Origin of the sequence: Mycolicibacterium sp. 624 (assembly GCF_040548615.1) — a bacterium.
GTDB lineage: Bacteria > Actinomycetota > Actinomycetes > Mycobacteriales > Mycobacteriaceae > Mycobacterium.
The window spans coordinates 43,994-64,722 of the sequence record NZ_JBEPRZ010000002.1 but is presented as its reverse complement, the minus strand read 5'-3'; the positions used below and the strand labels follow the sequence as shown (position 1 = coordinate 64,722).

The 20,729-nt window shown below is 68.0% G+C and carries 20 protein-coding genes; 15 read left to right on the top strand and 5 right to left on the bottom strand.

The features are described 5' to 3' along the window. Positions 1 to 67 precede the first annotated feature (67 nt). The 3 genes from ABIA65_RS07470 to ABIA65_RS07460 are packed head-to-tail and all read right to left on the bottom strand — an operon-like array spanning position 68 to position 3,821. Positions 68 to 1,891, bottom strand: a complete 1,824-nt coding sequence (locus ABIA65_RS07470; RefSeq protein ID WP_354523143.1) for an oligopeptide ABC transporter ATP-binding protein OppD — start codon at positions 1,889 to 1,891, stop codon at positions 68 to 70. Further along, positions 1,888 to 2,847 carry an ABC transporter permease gene (locus tag ABIA65_RS07465; protein ID WP_354523142.1) on the bottom strand — a complete coding sequence of 320 codons (960 nt, stop codon included), beginning with the start codon at positions 2,845 to 2,847 and terminating at the stop codon, positions 1,888 to 1,890. Before ABIA65_RS07465 ends, ABIA65_RS07470 begins: the two co-directional genes overlap by 4 nt. After that, positions 2,844 to 3,821: an oligopeptide ABC transporter permease OppB gene (locus ABIA65_RS07460; RefSeq protein WP_241403915.1), complete on the bottom strand. Its 978-nt coding sequence runs from the start codon at positions 3,819 to 3,821 to the stop codon at positions 2,844 to 2,846. Before ABIA65_RS07460 ends, ABIA65_RS07465 begins: the two co-directional genes overlap by 4 nt. 202 nt (positions 3,822 to 4,023) lie before the next feature. On the opposite strand from ABIA65_RS07460, the gene ABIA65_RS07455 reads away from it, so the two are divergent. The 8 genes from ABIA65_RS07455 (at position 4,024) to ABIA65_RS07420 (ending at position 12,938) form a co-directional block, all read left to right on the top strand. Further along, positions 4,024 to 4,272, top strand: a complete 249-nt coding sequence (locus tag ABIA65_RS07455; RefSeq protein ID WP_241403916.1) for a hypothetical protein — start codon at positions 4,024 to 4,026, stop codon at positions 4,270 to 4,272. A gap of 156 nt (positions 4,273 to 4,428) precedes the next feature. Next, positions 4,429 to 4,689: a hypothetical protein gene (locus tag ABIA65_RS07450; protein ID WP_241403917.1), complete on the top strand. Its 261-nt coding sequence runs from the start codon at positions 4,429 to 4,431 to the stop codon at positions 4,687 to 4,689. 143 nt (positions 4,690 to 4,832) lie between these two features. Then, a complete protein-coding gene (locus ABIA65_RS07445; protein ID WP_241405542.1) occupies positions 4,833 to 5,537 on the top strand; it encodes a response regulator transcription factor in 705 nt (234 codons plus the stop codon). Then, on the top strand, positions 5,515 to 7,197 hold the full coding sequence (locus ABIA65_RS07440) for a sensor histidine kinase (RefSeq protein WP_241403918.1): 1,683 nt from the start codon (positions 5,515 to 5,517) through the stop codon (positions 7,195 to 7,197). Before ABIA65_RS07445 ends, ABIA65_RS07440 begins: the two co-directional genes overlap by 23 nt. Positions 7,198 to 7,247: 50 nt before the next feature. Continuing rightward, positions 7,248 to 9,152 carry a glycosyltransferase family 39 protein gene (locus tag ABIA65_RS07435; protein WP_354523727.1) on the top strand — a complete coding sequence of 635 codons (1,905 nt, stop codon included), beginning with the start codon at positions 7,248 to 7,250 and terminating at the stop codon, positions 9,150 to 9,152. A gap of 62 nt (positions 9,153 to 9,214) precedes the next feature. After that, positions 9,215 to 10,462 carry a bifunctional glycosyltransferase family 2/GtrA family protein gene (locus tag ABIA65_RS07430; RefSeq protein WP_241403919.1) on the top strand — a complete coding sequence of 416 codons (1,248 nt, stop codon included), beginning with the start codon at positions 9,215 to 9,217 and terminating at the stop codon, positions 10,460 to 10,462. 17 nt (positions 10,463 to 10,479) lie between these two features. Continuing rightward, positions 10,480 to 12,393: an ArnT family glycosyltransferase gene (locus tag ABIA65_RS07425; protein WP_241403920.1), complete on the top strand. Its 1,914-nt coding sequence runs from the start codon at positions 10,480 to 10,482 to the stop codon at positions 12,391 to 12,393. Between the two features lie 53 nt (positions 12,394 to 12,446). Continuing rightward, entirely contained in the window at positions 12,447 to 12,938 is a 492-nt protein-coding gene (locus ABIA65_RS07420; protein WP_241403921.1) for a beta-class carbonic anhydrase, read from the top strand. A 59-nt stretch (positions 12,939 to 12,997) separates the two neighbouring features. Here the strand turns inward: ABIA65_RS07420 and ABIA65_RS07415 are convergent, their stop codons facing one another. Continuing rightward, positions 12,998 to 13,411 carry a PaaI family thioesterase gene (locus ABIA65_RS07415; RefSeq protein WP_241403922.1) on the bottom strand — a complete coding sequence of 138 codons (414 nt, stop codon included), beginning with the start codon at positions 13,409 to 13,411 and terminating at the stop codon, positions 12,998 to 13,000. A gap of 163 nt (positions 13,412 to 13,574) precedes the next feature. Between ABIA65_RS07415 and cysD the strand changes: the two genes are divergently transcribed. From cysD to ABIA65_RS07390, 5 genes are all read left to right on the top strand, one after another. Next, positions 13,575 to 14,501 carry a sulfate adenylyltransferase subunit CysD gene (cysD, locus tag ABIA65_RS07410; RefSeq protein WP_371746987.1) on the top strand — a complete coding sequence of 309 codons (927 nt, stop codon included), beginning with the start codon at positions 13,575 to 13,577 and terminating at the stop codon, positions 14,499 to 14,501. Next, entirely contained in the window at positions 14,501 to 16,351 is a 1,851-nt protein-coding gene (gene cysN / locus ABIA65_RS07405; protein ID WP_354523141.1) for a sulfate adenylyltransferase subunit CysN, read from the top strand. The genes cysD and cysN overlap by 1 nt, the downstream gene beginning before the upstream one ends. Continuing rightward, a complete protein-coding gene (locus ABIA65_RS07400) occupies positions 16,348 to 17,097 on the top strand; it encodes a 3'(2'),5'-bisphosphate nucleotidase CysQ (RefSeq protein ID WP_354523140.1) in 750 nt (249 codons plus the stop codon). The genes cysN and ABIA65_RS07400 overlap by 4 nt, the downstream gene beginning before the upstream one ends. Positions 17,098 to 17,168: 71 nt before the next feature. Beyond that, positions 17,169 to 17,558, top strand: coding sequence for a BlaI/MecI/CopY family transcriptional regulator (locus tag ABIA65_RS07395; RefSeq protein ID WP_241403925.1), 390 nt, complete (start codon positions 17,169 to 17,171; stop codon positions 17,556 to 17,558). Next, entirely contained in the window at positions 17,555 to 18,508 is a 954-nt protein-coding gene (locus ABIA65_RS07390) for a M56 family metallopeptidase (protein WP_354523139.1), read from the top strand. Before ABIA65_RS07395 ends, ABIA65_RS07390 begins: the two co-directional genes overlap by 4 nt. On the opposite strand, the gene ABIA65_RS07385 is transcribed toward ABIA65_RS07390, so the two are convergent. Continuing rightward, positions 18,488 to 18,928, bottom strand: a complete 441-nt coding sequence (locus ABIA65_RS07385) for a hypothetical protein (RefSeq protein WP_241403927.1) — start codon at positions 18,926 to 18,928, stop codon at positions 18,488 to 18,490. The genes ABIA65_RS07390 and ABIA65_RS07385 overlap by 21 nt on opposite strands. A gap of 178 nt (positions 18,929 to 19,106) precedes the next feature. Between ABIA65_RS07385 and ABIA65_RS07380 the strand changes: the two genes are divergently transcribed. Together ABIA65_RS07380 and ABIA65_RS07375 are read left to right on the top strand one after the other, a co-directional pair. Beyond that, positions 19,107 to 19,871, top strand: coding sequence for a DsbA family protein (locus tag ABIA65_RS07380; protein WP_354523138.1), 765 nt, complete (start codon positions 19,107 to 19,109; stop codon positions 19,869 to 19,871). Beyond that, positions 19,868 to 20,719: a cytochrome c biogenesis CcdA family protein gene (locus ABIA65_RS07375; RefSeq protein WP_354523137.1), complete on the top strand. Its 852-nt coding sequence runs from the start codon at positions 19,868 to 19,870 to the stop codon at positions 20,717 to 20,719. Before ABIA65_RS07380 ends, ABIA65_RS07375 begins: the two co-directional genes overlap by 4 nt. Positions 20,720 to 20,729 lie beyond the last annotated feature (10 nt).

The following is a 20,729-nucleotide window of genomic DNA, read 5'->3' as shown; positions in this document are numbered from 1 at the left end:
CAAGTGTCAACGGTTCACGGCGCAAGCTCCCGATGACCTGCGCCGTCCACACCCGATGGGCGCCGATCTAGAACGTGGGCACCGCGGCCAACAGGCGGCGGGTGTACTCGTGCTGGGGGCGGGAGAACACCTCGGCGGCCTCACCCGACTCGACGATCGATCCCTTCAGCATCACCGCCACCCGGTCGGCGAGGTGCTTGACGACCGACAGGTCGTGCGACACGAAAAGATAGGACAGGCCGAATCGTTCCTGCAGGTCCAACAGCAGGTTGATGATGCCCGCCTGAATCGACACGTCCAGCGCCGACACCGGTTCGTCGAGCGCGAGGATCTTGGGTTGGGTTGCCAGTGCGCGCGCGATGCCGATGCGCTGCTTCTGTCCACCGGAGAACTCCGCGGGATATCTGGCGGCGTCCTCGCGCCGCATGCCGACGACACCGAGCAGTTCGGCAACGCGCTCGGCTACCTCCCGCTTGTCGAAGCCGTTGGCAGTCAACGGCTCCGCCAGCACGTCGAACACCGGCAGCCGCGGGTCGAGGGAGGCGACGGGATCCTGGAACACCACCTGCAGGTCGCCGCGCAACGCCCGGCGGCCGCGGCGGTCCAGGCCGGCGACGTCGTGGCCCAACACCTCGATCGAACCACCTTGCGGCGGTGTGAGTTCCAGAATCTGGTGCAGTGTCGTCGACTTGCCCGATCCGGATTCGCCCACGATGCCCAGGGTTTGGCCCTGGCGCAGTTCGAAGCTGATGTCATCGACGGCGCGAACCTCGCCGGTCCGGCGCCGGAACACCACACCCTTGGTCAGCTCGTAGGTCTTGACGAGATTCTCGACGCGCAGCACCACCGGGGCGTCCGGGTCGGCCGCGCTGTCAGGCGGCGTGGTCGACACGCCGTACACATCGGCTGCGGACCGGCCGGTGACGTCGTCGATGCGTATGCAGGCCGCGAGGTGGTCGGGCCCGGCCGGCACCAACTCCGGTTCCGCCGAGCGGCAGTCGTCGATCGCCAGCGGGCAGCGCGGCGCGAACGGGCATCCCGCGGGCAATGCCGCCATCGACGGCGGCACGCCGGGAATGGGTACCAGCCGCGCACCCTGCGGGGAGTCAAGACGCGGCACCGAGCCCAGCAGGCCGACGGTGTAGGGCATCACCCGGCTGCGCACCAGATCGGTGACCGGCGCGGTCTCCACGGTCCGCCCGGCGTACATCACCAGAGCGCGGTCGGCGAACTCGGAGACCACTCCGAGGTCGTGGGTGATGATCAGGACACCCGCCCCGGTGACGTCGCGCGCGGTGCGCAGCACGTCGAGGATCTGCGCCTGGACCGTGACGTCAAGCGCCGTCGTCGGCTCGTCGCAGATGATCAGGTCCGGGTCGTTGGCGATCGCGATGGCGATCACCACGCGTTGCCGCTCGCCGCCGGACAGCTCGTGCGGAAACGCGCGGGCCCGCTGCTGCGGTTGCGCGATGCCGACCAGTTCGAGAAGTTCAACGGCGCGGGTTGCCGCCTCGCGCCTGCCGATATCGCGCTGGTGCACCCGCAGTGCCTCGGCGATCTGGTCGCCGACGGTGTACACCGGTGTCAGAGCCGACATCGGGTCCTGGAACACCGTGCCGATGACGCGGCCGCGGACGCGTGACATCCGACGATCGTCGAGGCCGATCAGTTCGTCACCGTGGAGCCGCACCGAACCGGTGACCTCGGCGAACTCGGGCAGCAGGCCCACCACGGCCATAGCCGTCGCGGACTTGCCCGCGCCGGACTCACCGACCAGCGCCACCACCTCACGGGGCCCCACCTCGAAGGACATACCGCGCACCGCGGACACGTCCTCGGCGTCGGTCGGGAAGGTGACGGTCAGGTCGGTGACCCGCAGAAGGTCGCTCACCGTGCGCTCCGCTCGCGCCGTCTGCGCTTGGCGCGGGCGCTCAGGGGCGGTGTGGCACTCGGATCGATGGCATCGCGCAGACCGTCACCGATGACGTTGGCGCACAGCACGATCAGCACCAGCACGCCCGCCGGGAACAGGAAAACCCATGGGAACGTGGTCACTGACGGTGTGCCCGCGGCGATCAGGGTGCCCAGCGACACGTCGGGCGGCTGAATGCCGAAGCCCAGGAAGCTGAGCCCGGTCTCGGCCAGGATCGCCACACCGACGTTCAGCGCCGTGTCGATGATGAGGATCGACGCGACGTTGGGCAGCACGTGGCGCACGATGATGCGCCGGTTGGGGACACCCATGTACCTTGCGGCCGTGATGAACTCGCGTTCACGCAGGCTCATCGTCAGGCCGCGCACGATGCGGGAGCTGATCATCCAGCTGAACCCCGCCAGCAGCAGGATGAGCCAGATGATGGTGCCGGACTCTCGGGTTCGCGGTGTGACGATCGCGATCAGGATGAAACTCGGAATCACCAGCAGCAGGTCCACCAGCCACATCAGCGCTCGGTCGCGAACGCCGCCGAAGTACCCGGCGACCGCGCCGACGGTCGCGGCGATGAGTGTCGAGATGAACGCCACGCAGATGCCGATCAGCAGCGACTTCTGCATACCCCGCAGTGTTTGCGCGAGCAGGTCCTGACCGAGCGAGTTGGTGCCGAACCAGTGGCTGGTGCTCGGTGGCTGTTGCAACGAGTAGTAGTCGAGATCGGTGTAGCTCCATGGCAGCAGCGGTGGCAACGCGTAGCAGCCGACGAACAGGGCCACCAGCACGACCAGGGCCCCCACCGCGAGCTTGTTGCGCCGGAACCGCCGCAGCGTCAGCGTTCGGCGCGACGCGAACGTGGCCGCGTCGACCCCGGACTGTGCGGTCGACGACGACTCGGTGGTCACCGGTTCGGTCATGTCACCCTCACCCTCGGGTCGAGCGCGGCGTAGATGACATCGGACAGCAGCCCGGCAAGCAACACGGTGGCGCCGGTGAAGATGGTGATGGCGGCGACGATGTTGATGTCCTGGGTGGCGATGCCCTGAACTATCCACTCGCCCATGCCGTGCCAGGCGAAGATCTTCTCGACGAACACCGCGCCGGTGACCAGACCGCCGATGCCGTAGGCGAATAGCGTCGCCATGGGGATCAGCGCCGTACGCAGGCCGTGTTTGAACAATGCCTGCCTGCGCGTCAGGCCCTTGGCGCGGGCCGTGCGAATGAAGTCCTGGCCCAGGACATCGAGCATCGCGTTGCGCTGGTAACGGCTGAATCCGGCGATCGAGAACAGCGCCAGCGTGAATGTGGGCAGGACCAGGTGTTGCAGGCGGTCCACCAGTTGGGCGCCCACACCGCCGGTCAGGTTGGTCGACGTCTCGCCGGTGTACTCGAAGACGTTGAATCCCAGTATCGAGTTGACCCGCAGCGCGCCGAGGATCAACAGGTTGGCGACGACGAACGTCGGCGCGCTGATCAACAGCAGTGACAGCGCGGTGATGACGCGGTCCGATATCCGGTACTGGCGCACAGCCCCCCACGCGCCGACGACCACGCCAATGAGCGTGCCCAGCACCGAGCCGATGAACACCAGCCGCAGGCTCACACCGATGCGCCGCCACAGCTCGTCGGCCACCGGCTGGCCCGCGACGGTGGTGCCGAAGTCGCCGCGCACCGCGCCCGACGCCCAGTTCGCGTATCGCAGGGGTATCGGCTTGTCGAGGTCGAGTTCGGCGGACTTGGCATCGATCACGGCCTGCGGCGGCCGGGGGTTGCGTTGCAAGAGGTTGTCGAGTGGTTCGAACGTCAATGAGGCGAGGCTGAACGTCAGAAACGACGCCAGCGCCAGCAGCACCACGTAGTTGAGGAAGCGACGAGCCAGGAACCGCGTCACGTCGCGCTCACAGGTAGCCGCATGGGCACAGGGTAGGAGATCGAGGCCCCGACGGTCGGCAGCGGACGCTTTGGCGCGGCGCCTGGGTCTGCCGCCGGGTTCGGATGTGGGGATTGTTCGCAGCATGCGGGCAGCGGTGTCACAGCGTCGGCGCGTTCACTCGAGGTCACGACGCTGCATCACGAGAGACGGAGGTATCGAGATGACTAGCCATAGAACCGTGAAATTGTTCGCCGCGCTCATCGGCGGCAGCGCTGTGCTGACGATGGGCGCACTCAACACCACGATCCTGGCGCAGCATGACACCTATGACCTGGCCAAGGGCACCACGATGAGCACGGGTGCGACCAGTACCGAGACCACGCCGCCGACGGTTCCGGCGGTGGCGCAGGCCGTGCCGGGGATCAAGGGTCCGGCTCCGCTGCCCTCGGAGCAGCAGGCCGCCAAGTAACGCCGAATCACGCCGGTTCGCCCTCCATCGGGCGGCATCGATCTCTCGACCGGGTGTTTACCGATCTCCACATCGGCTACCCGAGGCGCAGAGGGGTTCGAGATGGGTCCCCTCTGCAGGTACGCAGTCGATGAGATCGAAGTGGAGTGATCGCACGTGAAGACCACGAAGGTGAAGCTCGTGACCGCCACGGCGGGCGCCGGGGCCCTGCTCGCCATGGGCGGACTGACCATTGCGACGAGTGCGGCTGAACCCGAGCCAGCGCCCCCGGGCCCCGTGACTCCCACCGAGATAACCACTGGTGAGACGACCATCGATCAGACGGTGCCGGCCACGACGCCGACGACGTCGTCGGTCGCGCCCGAGATTGTGGGTCCGGCCCCGCTGCCGCCGGGACAGTCGGAGGCGGCCAGCTAGCCCTGGTCATCGATCGCGCCTTCTCGGTACGGGTTTCACAGCCCACACATAGACTCGGCACAGGTTGAGCCCATGGCCTGGGCGAAGAATGAGAAACCATGACCAACGGCGCCGGCAGCGAGAATGACCCCGCACGCGTCGTCATGCGCCGGGCCGACGGGAGCCCCATCAACGTCCTGGTGGTCGATGACGAGCCAGTGCTCGCCGAACTGGTCTCGATGGCATTGCGCTACGAGGGTTGGGAGATCGCGACGGCGGGTGACGGAGCGAGCGCCATAGCGCTGGCCCGGGAGAACCCGCCCGATGTCGTGGTGCTCGACGTGATGCTGCCCGATATGAGTGGCCTGGACGTGCTGCGTGAACTGCGTCAGCAGATCCCCGGCCTCCCGCTGCTGCTGCTGACCGCCAAGGACTCGGTGGAGGACCGCATCGCAGGCTTGACCGCCGGTGGTGACGACTACGTGACCAAGCCGTTCAGCCTCGAGGAGGTCGTGCTGCGGCTGCGTGCACTGCTGCGACGCACCGGGGTCGCCAACGAGTCGAGCGACGCCCAACTCGTCGTCGGCGATCTGGTCCTCGACGAGGACAGTCACGAGGTGACGCGGGGCGGTGAGCCGATCACGTTGACCGCGACCGAGTTCGAGCTGCTGCGCTTCATGATGCGCAACGCCAAGCGGGTGTTGAGCAAGGCTCAGATCCTGGATCGCGTGTGGAGCTATGACTTCGGTGGCAGGTCCAACATCGTCGAGCTGTACGTGAGCTATCTCCGCAAGAAGATCGACAGCGGCCGCGAGCCGATGATTCACACACTGCGGGGGGCCGGGTATGTCCTCAAGCCCGCTCGCTGAGGCACGCGGCGACCGAGCCGGCGAGGGATCGCGAACCCGGTTTCTCTCGCCGCGCACCTGGTCGCTGCGTGTGCGGCTGCTGGTCACCCAGGTCGTGCTGTTGGCGACGGTCTGTGCGGCCATCGGCATCGCGACCGAGTTCGCGTTGCAGCGCTTCCTGATGCACCAACTCGACGAGCAGCTGCTGGAGGCCGGCCGACGCTCGGCGGCGATCTACGACATGCCGCCCTTCCCGTTTCCGCCGGGGCCGCCTTTCCCGCTCCCGCCGGGGGCTGACGGCGAACCCCGGCACTCGGGACCGTCCGGCCCGCGGGTGGTGATCATGCCGATGCGCCCAGACGTCACGATCCCGTTGCGTGAGCGCTTCGACCCGGAGACGGGTCCCGGCCCCGGATTCCTGAACGCGCCGGGTCAGGCTGCCCGGACCGTCGGCGCGGTCATCTCGCCCGACGGATCGGTGGACGCCGGTGTGATCACCGCCGACGGCAGCCGCTCGGAGATCAGCGCCGCGGCCGCCGCCCAACTCGCGACGGTGGCACCCGACCGCAGACCGGAGACCATCGACCTCGATGGGCTCGGTCGCTACCGGGTCATCGGGCTGCACTCGCACCACGGCGGACAGACAATCGTGACGGGACTGCCGACCGCCGTCGTCGATGACACGCTGCTGTGGGTGCTCGGCATGTTCTGTGTCGTCGCTGCGATCGCCCTGCTCGCCGCGACTGTCGCGGGGATGCTGGTCATCCGGCGCCAACTCGCCCCGCTGTCGCGGGTTTCCGCGGCGGCACGTGAGGTCGCCGACCTCGAACTGGACCGCGGGGAGGTGCGGCTGCCGACACCGATCGTGCGGGTCGACCCGGCGGGCGCGCACACCGAGGTGGGGCAGCTCGGCTCGGCGTTGAACCGGATGCTCGACCGCATCGCCGGCGCACTGTCTGCGCGGCACGCCAGCGAGACCCGGATCCGGCAGTTCGTCGCCGACGCCAGCCACGAACTGCGCACCCCGCTGGCGGCGATCCGCGGCTACACCGAACTCGCGCAACGCAAGCGCGACCAGCTGCCCGAGGACGTCGCCCACGCGATGAGCCGCGTCGAGTCCGAGACGCAGCGGATGACGCAGCTTGTCGAGGACATGCTGCTGCTGGCGCGGCTCGACGCCGGCAGGCCCCTGGAACGCGAGACAGTCGACCTGTCGCGACTGGTGGTGGACACCGTCAGCGACGCCCACATCGCCGGGCCCGACCACGCCTGGTCGCTCGACCTTCCCGAGGAGCCCGTCGTGGTGACCGGCGACGAGGCGCGGCTGCACCAGATACTGGGCAACCTGCTCGCCAACGCCAGGACACACACGCCCGCCGGAACGACCGTGACGACGTCACTGGCCACAACCGCCGACGGAGCGGTGCTGAGGGTCGCCGACGATGGCCCGGGAATCCCAGCGACACTGCGGCCGGAGGTCTTCGAGCGGTTCGCGCGTGGGGACTCATCGAGGTCGCGGCGCGACGGCAGCACAGGTCTCGGCCTGGCCATCGTCGCCGCCGTGGTGAAGGCACATGACGGCACCATCGACGTGACGAGTGAGCCGGGCAGTACGGAGTTCGTGGTGTACCTGCCCGACGGTTCACAGCGCAACCACAGCGCGAACAAATCTGGTGCCTAGCCACCTACCGCACACTCGAACGGGTGACTGCCGTACTCCCGCGCGCGCCGATGCTCCCGAGCGACAAGGGATCCAGTGGCCCGTCGCGCTCGGTTGTCGCGCACCGCATCGGATTCTGGCTTCTGCTGACTATCACCGCTGTGCTCTACCTGTGGAACCTGTCGGCAAGCGGCTGGGGGAATGCGTTCTACTCCGCCGCGGCGCAGGCGGGCGGCTCTGACTGGACCGCGATGCTGTTCGGCTCCAGCGATGCGGGCAACGCCATCACCGTGGACAAGGCTCCCGCCGCGCTCTGGTTGATGGACGTCTCCGTGCGGCTGTTCGGACTGAACTCGTGGAGCGTGCTGGCCCCGCAGGCGGTGGCGGGCGTCGCCGCTGTCGCGGTGCTCTACGCCGCGGTCCGTCGTGCCGCTGGACCGAATGCGGCACTGCTGGCGGGTGTGGTGTTCGCGTTCACGCCCGTTGCGGCGCTGATGTTCCGGTTCAACAACCCCGATGCGCTGCTGGTGCTACTGCTCGTCGCCGGCGCGTACTGCGTGCAGCGCGCGTGTGAGCCCGACGCCAGCCGCTGGTGGATGATCGGCGCGGGTGTTGCGGTGGGTTTTGGGTTCCTTGCCAAGATGCTGCAGGCCTTCCTCGTTTTGCCGGCCTTTGCCGCGGCATATCTGATCGCCGCCTCCGCGCCGCTGCGCGTCCGACTGAGACGGCTGGCTGCCGCGACGGCAGCACTGGTCGTGTCGGGGGGCTGGTATCTGCTGCTCGTCGAACTCTGGCCCGCGTCGTCGCGGCCCTATATCGGCGGCTCGCAGCAGAACAGCATTCTCGAACTCGCGCTGGGCTACAACGGTTTCGGGCGCATCACCGGTAACGAGACCGGTGGCCTGGGCAATCTCAACTTCGACGTCGGCTGGGCCCGCCTGTTCGGCAGCGGTATGGGCGCCTACATCGCCTGGCTGCTGCCTGCGGCGTTGGTGTGCCTGGTCACGGGACTGCTCCTGACCAGGCGTGAGCCCCGCACCGACCCGGCACGCGCCGGCCTTGTGCTGTGGGGTGGCTGGCTGGTGGTCACGGCCCTGGTGTTCAGTTTCGCCAACGGGATCGTGCACGACTACTACACCGTCGCACTCGCACCGGCCATCGGCGCGGTGCTTGGGATCGGCGCAACGATGCTGTGGCGCAACCGATCCGACGTACGGGCGGCCATGGTCATGGCGGCGACGATCGCGGGTACCGCCATTCTGGCGGCAGTCCTGCTCGCGCGCCACGACGACTGGCTGCCGTGGTTCCGTGGGGTCATCGCCGCCGGGGGAGTTCTCGCGGCGGTTCTGCTGCTGGTGATCGGTCGGCTACCTCGCCGGGCCGCGACGGCGGTGGGTGCGCTTGCGGTGCTCGTGTGCCTGGCGGGACCTGCGACGTACGCGGTGGTGACCGCCGCGACCCCGCATACCGGCGCGATACCTTCGGTCGGACCGGCCCGCAGCCTCGGTCACTTCGGTGGCCCCGGCGGCCCCCGCGGGATCGGTGGACCTGGTGGGCTTGGTGGACCTGGTGGCGGCAAGGGCGGCGGGCTGCTCGCCTCACCCACCCCGGGTGTCGGACTGACGGCACTGCTGGCCGCCGACGCCGATCAGTACCGCTGGACGGCGGCCGTTGTGGGGTCGAACAATGCGGCCGGCTATCAGCTGGCCGCAGGCGCACCCGTGATGGCGGTGGGTGGCTTCAACGGCACCGACCCCGCGCCGACGCTGGCGGAGTTCCAGCGCTACATCAGCGAGGGCGACGTTCACTACTTCGTGCGCAGCGCGATGATGGGCGCCTTCGGCGGCCACACCGCCAGCGGCAGTCGCGAGGCTGCCGATATCGCCAAGTGGGTGCAGTCCCACTACGCCCCAATGACCCTCGATGGGGTCATCGTCTACGACCTCACCGCGGCACCGGTGGTCCGCGCACCGTGACTCATAGCCGACGCATAGCTCAGTCCAACCGCCTCCACAACGCGCGGTTCGACGATGAGGTCATGACGGACATCGACCTCGCAGACGACCTCGATCAGCTGCCACGCTTCGGGCTTCGGCCCAACGCGGCACTGCAAGCCACCGCGAACGGCGTGCCCGTGCTCGACGTCGTCATCCCGGTCTACAACGAGCAGGTCGCGCTCGCCGACTCCGTGCGCCGGCTGCACCGCAACCTGACCGACACCTTTCCATACACGGTGCGCATCACCATCGCCGACAACGCCAGCACCGATGAAACGCCGCGCATCGCAGCCGAACTCGCCGAGGAGCTCGCCGCTGTCCGGGTGGTACGCATCGAGCAGAAGGGCCGCGGCCTGGCACTGCACGAGGTGTGGTCGCAGTCGGACGCGGCGGTGCTCGCCTACATGGACGTTGACCTGTCCACCGATCTCGCCGCACTCGCGCCGCTTGTCGCACCTCTGATATCCGGCCACTCCGACCTCGCCATCGGAACACGACTGGGCCGCGGTTCGAGGGTGGTCCGCGGCGCCAAGCGCGAGATCATCTCGCGCTGTTACAACCTGATATTGCGCTCGACGCTGGCGGCGCGGTTCTCCGACGCCCAGTGCGGTTTCAAGGCCATCCGTGCCGATGTCGCACGCCAACTCCTGCCGCACGTGTCCGACACCGGGTGGTTCTTCGACACCGAACTCCTGGTGCTCGCCGAGCGCAGTGGGCTGCGCATCCATGAGGTGCCGGTCGACTGGGTCGACGATCCCGACAGCCGCGTGGACATCGTCAGCACCGCCGTCGCCGACCTCAAGGGAGTGGGGCGGTTGGTGCGAGGTTTCGCCAATGGATCCATACCGGTCAATACCATTGCCGCGCAGCTGGGTCCGTCCCGGGCGGCCCCGCGCGCACTGCTGCGGCAGGTGGTCCGATTCGGTGTCGTCGGCATCGCGTCGACGGTCGCCTACCTGCTGTTGTTCCTCGTCCTGCACGGCTCGATCGGAGCCCAGGCCGCGAACCTGGTGGCCCTGCTCGTCACCGCGGTGGGCAACACGGCCGCCAACCGGCGGTTCACCTTCGGTGTCGGCGGCAACGCCGCACGCCACCACTTCGAGGGCCTGATCGTCTTCGGTATCGCCCTGGCGATCACCAGTGGCACGCTGGCTGGTCTCCACGCGTCCGTCGACCAACCACAGCGCTGGCTCGAACTCACGGTGCTCGTGGCGGCCAATCTGATTGCCACCGCTGTTCGTTTCGTTCTATTGCGGGGCTGGGTGTTTCACCCCCGCCGTTCCCGCTGACCTGAGAGACAGAGTTCATGACACTCATCGCAGAGGCTGAGCCGAGCGCGCTCACCGAACCGGCCAGACCAACGGACCCGCGCTGGGCCCGTCCCGGCCTGTGGGCCCTGCTCGCGGGTACAGCCGTGCTGTACCTGTGGGGCCTGGGCTCCTCGGGCTGGGCCAACGACTACTACGCCGCCGCCGCGCAGGCGGGCACACAGGACTGGAAGGCGTGGCTGTTCGGCTCGCTGGACGCGGGTAACGCGATCACCGTCGACAAGCCGCCCGCCGCGCTGTGGCTCATGAGCCTGTCCGGCAGGCTCTTCGGTTTCAACGCCTTCACGATGCTGCTGCCGCAGGCGCTGCTGGGCGTGGCCGCCGTCGCCCTGCTGTACGTGGCCGTCAAGCGGTGCAGTGGCCCTGGCGCTGGCCTCATCGCGGGGCTTGTCCTCGCGGTGACCCCTGTCGCGGCGCTGATGTTCCGGTTCAACAACCCCGATGCACTGCTGGTGCTGCTGCTGGTCGCCGCCGCCTACTGCACCGTGCGGGCCATCGAGAACGGCAGCTACCGCTGGATGGCCCTCGCCGGATCCGTCATCGGCTTCGCCTTCCTCACCAAGATGCTGCAGGCGTTCCTGCCACTTCCTGCCCTCGCACTGGCGTTCCTCATCGCGGCGCCGACCTCGATGTGGAAGCGGTTGGGGGCGTTGCTGATCGGCGGGCTCACCATGGTGGTGTCGGCCGGCTGGTACATCGCGCTGGTCAGCCTCTGGCCGGCCGACTCACGGCCCTACATCGCGGGCTCGACGGACAACAGCCTGCTGCAACTGGCATTCGGCTACAACGGACTCGAGCGCATCGTCGGCGGCGAGGGCCCCGGCGGTGGCGCTGGCCCCGGGCCGGGCGGGGGGCCGGGCGGTGGTGGCCCTCCCGGCGGAAATGTCTTCTTCGGTGGCGATCCGGGAATCACCCGGATGTTCGGCCAGTCCTTCGGGGCCGAGGCGTCCTGGCTGCTGCCCGCCGCGCTGATCGGCCTGGCGGCGGTCCTGTTCCTGACGTGGCGCACCCCGCGCACCGATCGCGTCCGGGCCAGCGCGGTGCTCTGGGGTGGTTGGCTGCTGGCCACCGGTGTGGTGTTCAGCTTCATGGACGGCATCGTGCACCCGTACTACGCGGTGGCGCTGGCACCGGCGATCGCTGCGCTGGTCGGTATCTCGGTCGCAGAGTTGGTCCGACGCAGGCAGCTGTGGCAGGCCCGCGTCGTGCTGGCCGTGATGCTCGCGGTGACCGGCGCGTGGACCTTCGCATTGCTCGGCCGTACCCCCGACTGGTGGCCCATGCTGCGCTGGGTGATCCTGATCGGAGCGGTGGTGCTGGCTGCGGTGCTGGTGCTGGGGTTGCATCGCCTGGGCCGGGCGGCGGGTGCGGTGGCGGTTGCGGCCGCGTTGGTCGGTCTCGGCGGGCCGGTGGCGTTCTCGATCTACAACGCCGCCCAGACGCCCAGCGGGCCGGGCACGATGTCGGGGCCGGCACGCCACGAGGCGTTCGGACCCGGCGGGCCCGGTGGTCCGGGCGGTCCTGGCCGTTCGCGCGATGACACCGCGCTTGTGGATCTGGTGAAGGGCGTCGACAACCGTTGGGCCGCAGCCGGTATCGGATCGATGACGGTGAGCGACCTCGAACTGAAGTCCGGCGCGTCGCTCATGGCGATCGGCGGCTTCACGGGCAGCGACCCGTCACCGACCTTGGCTCAATTTCAGCGGTACGTCTCCGACGGCCAGGTGCGCTACTTCATTGCATCGGACCGCGGCGGCCCACCCGGGCACCGCGGCGGCACCGCGTCGCAGATCAGCGCGTGGGTGGAGCAGAACTTCACCAAACTCGACGTCGGGGGCACCGCGGTCTACGACCTCGAATCACCACGATTCTCACCATCGCAGAGCGGATAGGGCTTCACTAGCGTTAGGCCCTGCCGTATGCCCTGAGACAGGAGAATCCCGAGATGTCGGTGACCGACGAGTACCTGAGGAACAACCAGGCCTACGCCGCCGAATTCAATGGACCGCTGCCACTGCCGCCGAGTAAGCACGTGGCGGTGCTGGCCTGCATGGACGCGCGGCTGGACGTGTACCGGATCCTAGGCCTGGCCGACGGGGAGGCGCACGTCATCCGCAACGCGGGGGGTGTCGTCACCGATGACGAGATCCGCTCGCTGGCGATCAGTCAGAGGTTGTTGGGCACCAAGGAGATCATCCTCATCCACCACACCGACTGCGGCATGTTGACGTTCACCGACGACGACTTCAAGCGGGCGATTCAGGACGAGACGGGCCTCAAACCGCAGTGGGCAGCCGAGTCGTTCAACGATCTCGACGAGGACGTCCGCCAGTCGCTGCGGCGCATCGAGGCCAGCCCGTTCGTGACCAAGCACGAGTCGCTTCGCGGATTCGTGTTCGACGTCGCCACGGGCAAGCTCAACGAGGTCACCCTCTAGGTCACCCCGAGCGATTTCGGCGCGTTTCGGAGCGGTCACCGCTCCAAAACGCGCCGAAATCACCCGATCTTGTAGGTGGCGATGGCCTTGGCGACCAGCTCGCCATCGGGCGTCATGATCTCGGCCTCGCAGTTGACCAGCGATCGGCCGCGCCGCAGCACACGGCCGACGCCGATCAGGTCGGTCGAACGGGCGGGCGCCATGTAGTCCAGGGCCATCGACACCGTGACACCGCGGAGGTTGTCGGGTGCCTGCGCGCCACACCATGCCGCCGCCATCACGGTGAGATCGGCCAGCGTGGCGATGGCTCCGCCGTGCACCATGTCACCGACCGTGGTGTTCGACGGACTCCACGGCAGCCGCAAGCGCACCTCGTCGTCCTCGAGTTTGTCCGCAATGACGCCCAGCTTGGCGACGAACGGGGACTGGGGGAGGAACTGGGCGATGACCTCGGCGCCGGTGGGAGTGGACACGCTGACGAGTGTCGTCGGCCGGGGTGCGGAGATTCAATTACCTGCCAGGTAATCGTCCTGATCTCAGGGGTTGCCCACGGCGTTGACATGTTTCGACGGCTCAGCGTAGATTCCTGGCCATGCGTGTAATGCTGGCCAACTCGACCAACTTAAAGAGGAAGTCGTGACGACTCAGGAACTGGGCACCTCCGCCGGAAAGTACGAGCTGAGCCACCTGCGCTCGCTCGAGGCCGAGGCCATCCACATCATCCGTGAGGTCGCCGCGGAGTTCGAGAAGCCGGTGCTGCTCTTCTCCGGTGGCAAGGACTCCATCGTGATGCTGCATCTGGCGCTCAAGGCGTTCCGGCCGGGCCGGCTGCCGTTCCCGGTGATGCACGTCGACACCGGCCACAACTTCGACGAGGTGCTCGAGGTCCGCGACGAGTTGGTCGCCGAATCCGGTATCCGCCTCGTCGTGGCCAAGGTGCAGGACGATATCGACGCGGGCCGCGTCGTCGAGACCATCCCGTCGCGCAACCCGATGCAGACGTTCACGCTGCTGCGCGCCATCCGCGAGAACAAGTTCGACGCGGCATTCGGCGGTGCCCGCCGCGACGAGGAGAAGGCCCGCGCCAAGGAGCGGGTGTTCAGCTTCCGCGACGAGTTCGGCCAGTGGGACCCCAAGGCGCAGCGCCCCGAGCTGTGGAACCTCTACAACGGGCGACACCATAAGGGTGAGCACATCCGGGCGTTCCCGATCTCGAACTGGACCGAGTTCGACATCTGGTCCTACATCGGCGCCGAGAAGATCAAGCTGCCGTCGATCTACTACGCGCACCAGCGCAAGGTGTTCGAGCGCGACGGCATGCTGCTGGCCGTGCACAAGTACCTGCAGCCCCGCAAGGACGAGGAGATCGTCGAGAAGACCGTGCGCTTCCGCACCGTCGGCGACGTCACCTGCACCGGCTGCGTGGAGTCGCTGGCGGGCACGGTGTCCGAGGTGATCGCCGAGACCGCCGTGTCGCGGCTGACCGAGCGCGGCGCGACCCGTGCTGATGACCGGATCTCCGAGGCAGGCATGGAAGACCGCAAGCGAGAGGGCTACTTCTGATGGCGACGTTATTGCGACTCGCGACCGCCGGATCGGTCGACGACGGCAAGTCGACGCTTATCGGGCGACTGCTGTTCGACTCCAAGGCCGTCATGGAGGACCAGCTGGCCTCGGTCGAGCGCACCTCGAAGGAGCGTGGGCACGACTACACCGACCTGGCTCTGGTCACCGACGGCCTGCGCGCCGAGCGGGAGCAGGGCATCACGATCGATGTCGCCTACCGCTACTTCGCCACGGCCAAGCGGAAATTCATCATCGCTGACACCCCGGGCCACGTGCAGTACACCCGCAACATGGTCACGGGAGCGTCGACGGCACAGTTGGTGATCGTCCTCGTCGACGCCCGCCACGGGCTGTTGGAGCAGTCGCGGCGGCACGCCTTCCTGGCGTCACTGCTCGGCATTCAGCACATCGTGCTTGCCGTGAACAAGATGGACCTCGTCGACTGGAGCCAGGAGGTCTTCGAGAAGATCCGCGACGACTTCCACGAGTTCGCCGCACGCCTCGACATCCATGACGTGACGACCATTCCGCTGTCGGCGCTCAACGGCGACAACGTGGTCACCAAGTCGGACGTGGCGCCCTGGTATGAGGGTCCGGCACTGCTGAACCACCTCGAAGAGGTCTACATCGCCGGTGACCGCAACCTGGTCGACGTGCGTTTCCCGGTGCAGTACGTGATCCGCCCACAGACCCACGAGCACGCCGACCACCGCAGCTACGCGGGCACGATCGCCAGCGGCGTCATGCGGACCGGCGACGAGGTCGTGGTGCTGCCCGCGGGAAAGACCAGTCACATCACCGCGATCGAGGGCCCCACGGGTCCCCTCGATGAGGCCTTCGCATCGATGGCAGTGTCGATAAGCCTCGCCGACGACATCGACATCTCGCGTGGCGACATGATCGCTCGGCCCAACAATCAGCCGCACGTCACACAGGACTTTGACGCGACGGTGTGTTGGATGGCCGACGAGTCCGCACTCGAACCGGGCCGCGACTACATCATCAAGCAGACGACGCGGACCACCCGCGCCAGGGTGACGGCGCTCGACTACCGGCTCGATGTCAACACGCTGCACCGCGACAAGAGCGCAACGGCGTTGAAGATCAACGAACTTGGCCGTGTCACGCTGCGCACACAGGTGCCGCTGCTACTCGACGAGTACTCCCGCAACGCGGCGATCGGATCGTTCATCCTGATCGACCCGGACACCAATGGCACGGTCGCCGCGGGCATGGTCCGCGATACCACCCCAGCCGCGACACGGACCGCGAGCCCCAATGCGGTCAGGCATCAGAACCTGGTCACGGCCGAGGACCGGCTGTCGCGAGGATCCACGATCTGGTTCACCGGACTGTCGGGCTCCGGCAAGTCGTCGGTGGCGATGCTCGTCGAGCAGAAGCTGCTCGAGAGTGGCCGTCCCGCATACGTTCTCGACGGGGACAACCTGCGGCACGGGCTCAACGCCGATCTCGGCTTCTCGATGGCCGACCGGGCCGAGAACCTGCGGCGGCTGGCGCACATCGCCACGCTGCTCGCCGATTCCGGACAGATCGTGCTGGTCCCCGCCATCAGCCCGCTGGAGGAGCATCGGGCACTTGCCCGCAAGGTGCACGCCGATCAGGGCTACGACTTCTACGAGGTGTTCTGCGACACCCCGCTGGAGGACTGCGAGCGGCGAGATCCCAAGGGGCTCTACGCCAAGGCTCGTGCGGGTGAGATCACGCACTTCACCGGTATCGACAGCCCGTACCAGCGGCCGAAGAATCCGGACCTGCGGCTGACCTGCGATCACCAGGTCGATGATCTCGCCCAGCAAGTCATCGACATGATCGACGCGAAGCGGTGACCGAGTCCGATCACCAGCTGGCGGCGCGGCTCGCCACGGAGGCCGGTGAACTCCTGCTCGGCGTGCGCGCCGAACTCGCGGACGCCGATGCCAAGGAGCGGAAGGCGGCGGGGGACAAGCGATCCCACGACTTCCTGATGGCGGCGTTGGCGGCCGAGCGTCCCGGTGACGCGGTGCTGTCGGAGGAGGGTGCCGACGACCGCATCCGGCTGACATCGGATCGGGTGTGGATCGTCGACCCGCTCGACGGCACCCGGGAGTTCTCCGAACTGGGCCGCGAGGACTGGGCCGTGCACGTGGCGCTCTGGGTGCGCAACGGCGATCACGGTGAGCTCGTCGCCGGTGCCGTCGCGCTGCCCGCGCAGGGTGTCACGCCGGCCACACCCGACGTGGCGCCACCGCCGCCTGCACCGGCCACGCCGCGGGTCGTGGTGTCCCGCACTCGACCGCCCGAGGTCGCACTGGCAGTGCGCGACGCACTCGGTGGAACGCTAGTGGAGATGGGTTCCGCGGGAGCCAAGGTCGCAGCGGTAGTGCAGGGCCTCGCCGACGTCTACGTGCACGCGGGCGGGCAGTACGAGTGGGACTCGGCGGCACCCGTGGCTGTCGCCCGCGCCGCGGGGCTGTTCACGTCGCGCATCGACGGCTCGCCGTTGCGCTACAACCAGTCCGACGTGCTGCTTCCCGACCTGATTGTGTGCCGGCCCGAACTGGCCGACGCCGTGCTGGCCGTCACCACTCGCTGAGGCGATCGCCTCACCCACGCCGATCTACTGTCGAACTACGTAGACTGTCGTTCGGTGGCGCGCGGCAGCGCATGGTCCGGTCAGGGAGGCGCACGGTGGCGTTCGGCGAGTTGGAGACGGTCATCATGGACCTTCTCTGGGCACGGGATGACCCCGCGACGGTCCGCGATCTTCACACCGAACTGGCCAGCCGCCGCCAAATCGCCTACACCACCGTGATGTCGACGATGAACAACCTGCACCACAAGGGCTGGCTGACACGCAGCCGCACCGGACTGGCCTACGCCTACTGGCCGTCGATGAGCCGTGAGGAGCACTCCGCGGCATTGATGCGTGCGGCGCTGCAATCCGGTGGGGACGCCGATCTGGTGTTGTCGTTCTTCATCGATCAGATGGGTGCGGTCGAGTCGGCCAAGCTACGGGAGGCCGTGCAGCGCGCCGCCCAGAGGCCGGCCCCGTGAACGCCGCGTCACTGATGTTCGGCTGCGCTCTGCTCATCACGTGGGGCGCACCCGCCGTCATCGAACGTCTTGCGTCCTCGGGGATCAGTCCGCACTGGGGTGTGACGGCGTGGCTCACCGCTGTCGGCGCCGCACTGGCGTCGTGGCTTGCCGTCATCGTCCTTGCCGGCAGTGCGGCTGTCCGGAGCCTCGCCACGGGGTCGCAGCTGACGATCTGCGGTAAGCCCGTCCACGCGATCGGTCCCGTCGACCTGCCCGCGCCGCTGACCACGGCGATGGTCGGCGGTTTCGCGGGGCTGGGGATGGCGATCTACCTGCTCACCGTCTATCGAGTGGGCGCCGCCGCGCGCCGCGGTCGCGCAGGCAACCGCGAGCACGCGTCCGCGGCCCGCATCCTCGGCCAGCCGGTGATCGCGGGAGGCGCCGCGGTGATCATCACCGCGGACCAACCGGCTGCCTACTGTGTGGCGGCGGGGCGGCGCGACACCATCGTGTTGACCAGCGCTGCCATGGATCGGTTGGACGATGCAGGGGTCGCCGCCGTCATCGCCCACGAGAACGCGCACCTGCGCGGCCGCCACCCGCTGATCACCGCCGTGCTGTCCGCTCTCGCCGACGCGCTGCCGCGGTTCACGGTGCTGACCGCCGCGGCACGCGCAGTTCCGCCGCTGTTGGAGATGTGCGCCGACGACACCGCCGTTGGCGTGCACGGTCGCGGTCCCCTTCTCGACAGTCTGGTGGCCCTCGCCTGCGCGCCTGCGGCATCGCGGGTGGCGCCGGAGGGAGTGCTGCAGGCCGCGGCGGTGGCCGTCGTCGCGCGCGTGACGCGACTGGTCACCCCCGCCTCGGCGCGCCATCGCTGGCGCGAGCGCACCGCGCTGTCGGCGATCATCGGCATCACCGCGGCGTTGCCGGCACTGGCGATCTTGCTATGTGACGTGCTCGGCTGATCGGGCCTCGGTGCCGCAGTCGCCGGACGCACAGGGCCGCCGACGCCATCGCAGGACGACGAGAGCGAGAAGCAGCGCAACCGACACCGCGGCCAGGACGGGCTGCAGGGGCGCCCAGAGCCCGAGAGCGCCAGAGGTGCCGATCGCGAGTAGAACGAGTTTGTTGCAGACCGGGCACCCCACGGCGAACGTCGTCAGTGCCAAACCCGAGGCCAGCGCTCCGCCGTTGCGCCCGGGACCCGCGATCCCGAACCACGCGGCTGTCAGCACGCCGGTCGCGATCAGCACCGGGTACTCCCACCACCGAACCGGCACCTCCCTGCTGAACCACGGCGTGTCGATGATGTCGGTGGGTATCGCCATCACCACCACGGCCAGCAATCCGAAAAATGCCGCCCGCACAAGCCGATTCGCCGTCATGAGTTGCATCATAGGACTCCCATGGACTAGACAGAGATGTACCTACGTATCTACTACGTAGGTACATAGATGTCCAACGACATCTCGTTTAGCAGGCCTGCGCCTAAGCAAATGCATTGCTGCCAAAGCTATTCGCGTTGCTTCGCAGAGCCAACACCATGCCAAAGGAGGCACCCACATGCCGGAGACGCCGCCGATCACCAAGCCGCGACGACGCGACCTGACGCTGCTTGGCCTGGCCGTCCTCGTGGCCATCGGCCTGGTGGTGCTGCTCGTCGTTCGGCAGGGTGGCAGCGACCCCGAGGCGTCTTCATCGCCTGCGTCGGCCATGAGCGCGCCCAGTGCCGCGGAGGCCTCAGCGACAGCCCCGATCGGGCCACTGGGTGATCTCGCCCGCCGCCAGGCCGATGACCCGATGGCCCTGGGCTCGCCGACCGCGCCCGTCGTCCTCATCGAGTTCGCCGATTTTCGCTGCCCGTTCTGTGCTCAGTTCGGCCGTGACACCAAACCGGTCCTGATTGACCGCTACGTCAACAAGGGTGTGCTGCGGATCGAATGGCGTGACATGCCCATCTTCGGTCCGGAGTCCATGTCCGCGGCACGGGCGGCCCGCGCCGCCGCGGCTCAGGGTCGGTTCTGGGAGTTCGTCACTGCTGTCTACGACAAGGCGCCAGCACGCGGGCGCGCCACTTTGACCACCGAGGCGCTGCGCGGGTTCGCCGCGACGGCAGGCGTGCCCGACCTCGCCCGCTTCGACGTCGACGCCGCGTCTCTCGATTTCGACGACGCCATCAACGCCGACCTGCAGGAGGCCCAGAGCCTGGGAATTCCCTCGACACCGGCGTTCTCGCTCAACGGAGAACCCGTCCTCGGTGCCCAGCCCACCGACGTCTTCACCGCGATGATCGACAACCTCGCTGCCGGCGGGCCCGCCAACTCGTGACTCAGATCGGCATCCTTGGCGCGTTTCTGGGCGGCCTTCTCGCGATCGTGAGCCCCTGCTCAGCGCTGCTGCTGCCGTCGTTCTTCGCCTTCGCGTTCACCGGATGGCGCAGCCTGCTGGCACGAACCGGAATCTTCTACCTCGGCATGGCGGCTGTCCTGGTGCCACTCGGCGCGGGTGTGGGTGCCATCGGCTCAGCGATAACGGCCTACCGATCCGAGACGACGTTCGTGGCCGCGCTGGTCATCATCGGGCTCGGCGTGCTGATGATGTCGGGCAAGGGCTTTACCCTCGGCGGTGCGCAGAGGGCCGCAGGCTCGGTCCGCATCGGCACTCCGCTTTCGGTGTTCGCCCTCGGCACCGTCTACGGGTTGGCCGGGTTCTGTTCCGGCCCGCTGCTCGGCGCGGTGTTGACCGTCGCGGTCGCCGGTGGTGCCCCAGGTTACGGAGCACTGCTGATGGCCCTGTACGCAGCTGGGATGACCGTCCCGCTGGGGATTCTGGCGCTGCTGTGGAACAGGTGGAAGCTCGGCAGCAGGCAGTGGCTGCGAGGCAGGCCATTGCGCTTGGGGCCGATCCACACCCACAGCACCTCGTTGATATCCGGGCTGATATTCGTCGGCATCGGCGTGCTGTTCCTCAGTACCGCAGGCACCGCGAACCTCGGCGGCCTGGTCACCGCCGACACCGAGGTCGCCATTCAGGGCTGGCTTGCCGATATCACCGGCCACACAAGCAATCTCGTTGTCGCCCTGGCCGTGACCCTGATCATTGTCGCGGTCTTGCTCGTACGAGTGTTACGTCCCAGGTCGTCGTCAAACGCGGCGGCCGGTTCGTCGGCTGACTAGGCTGCGAGGT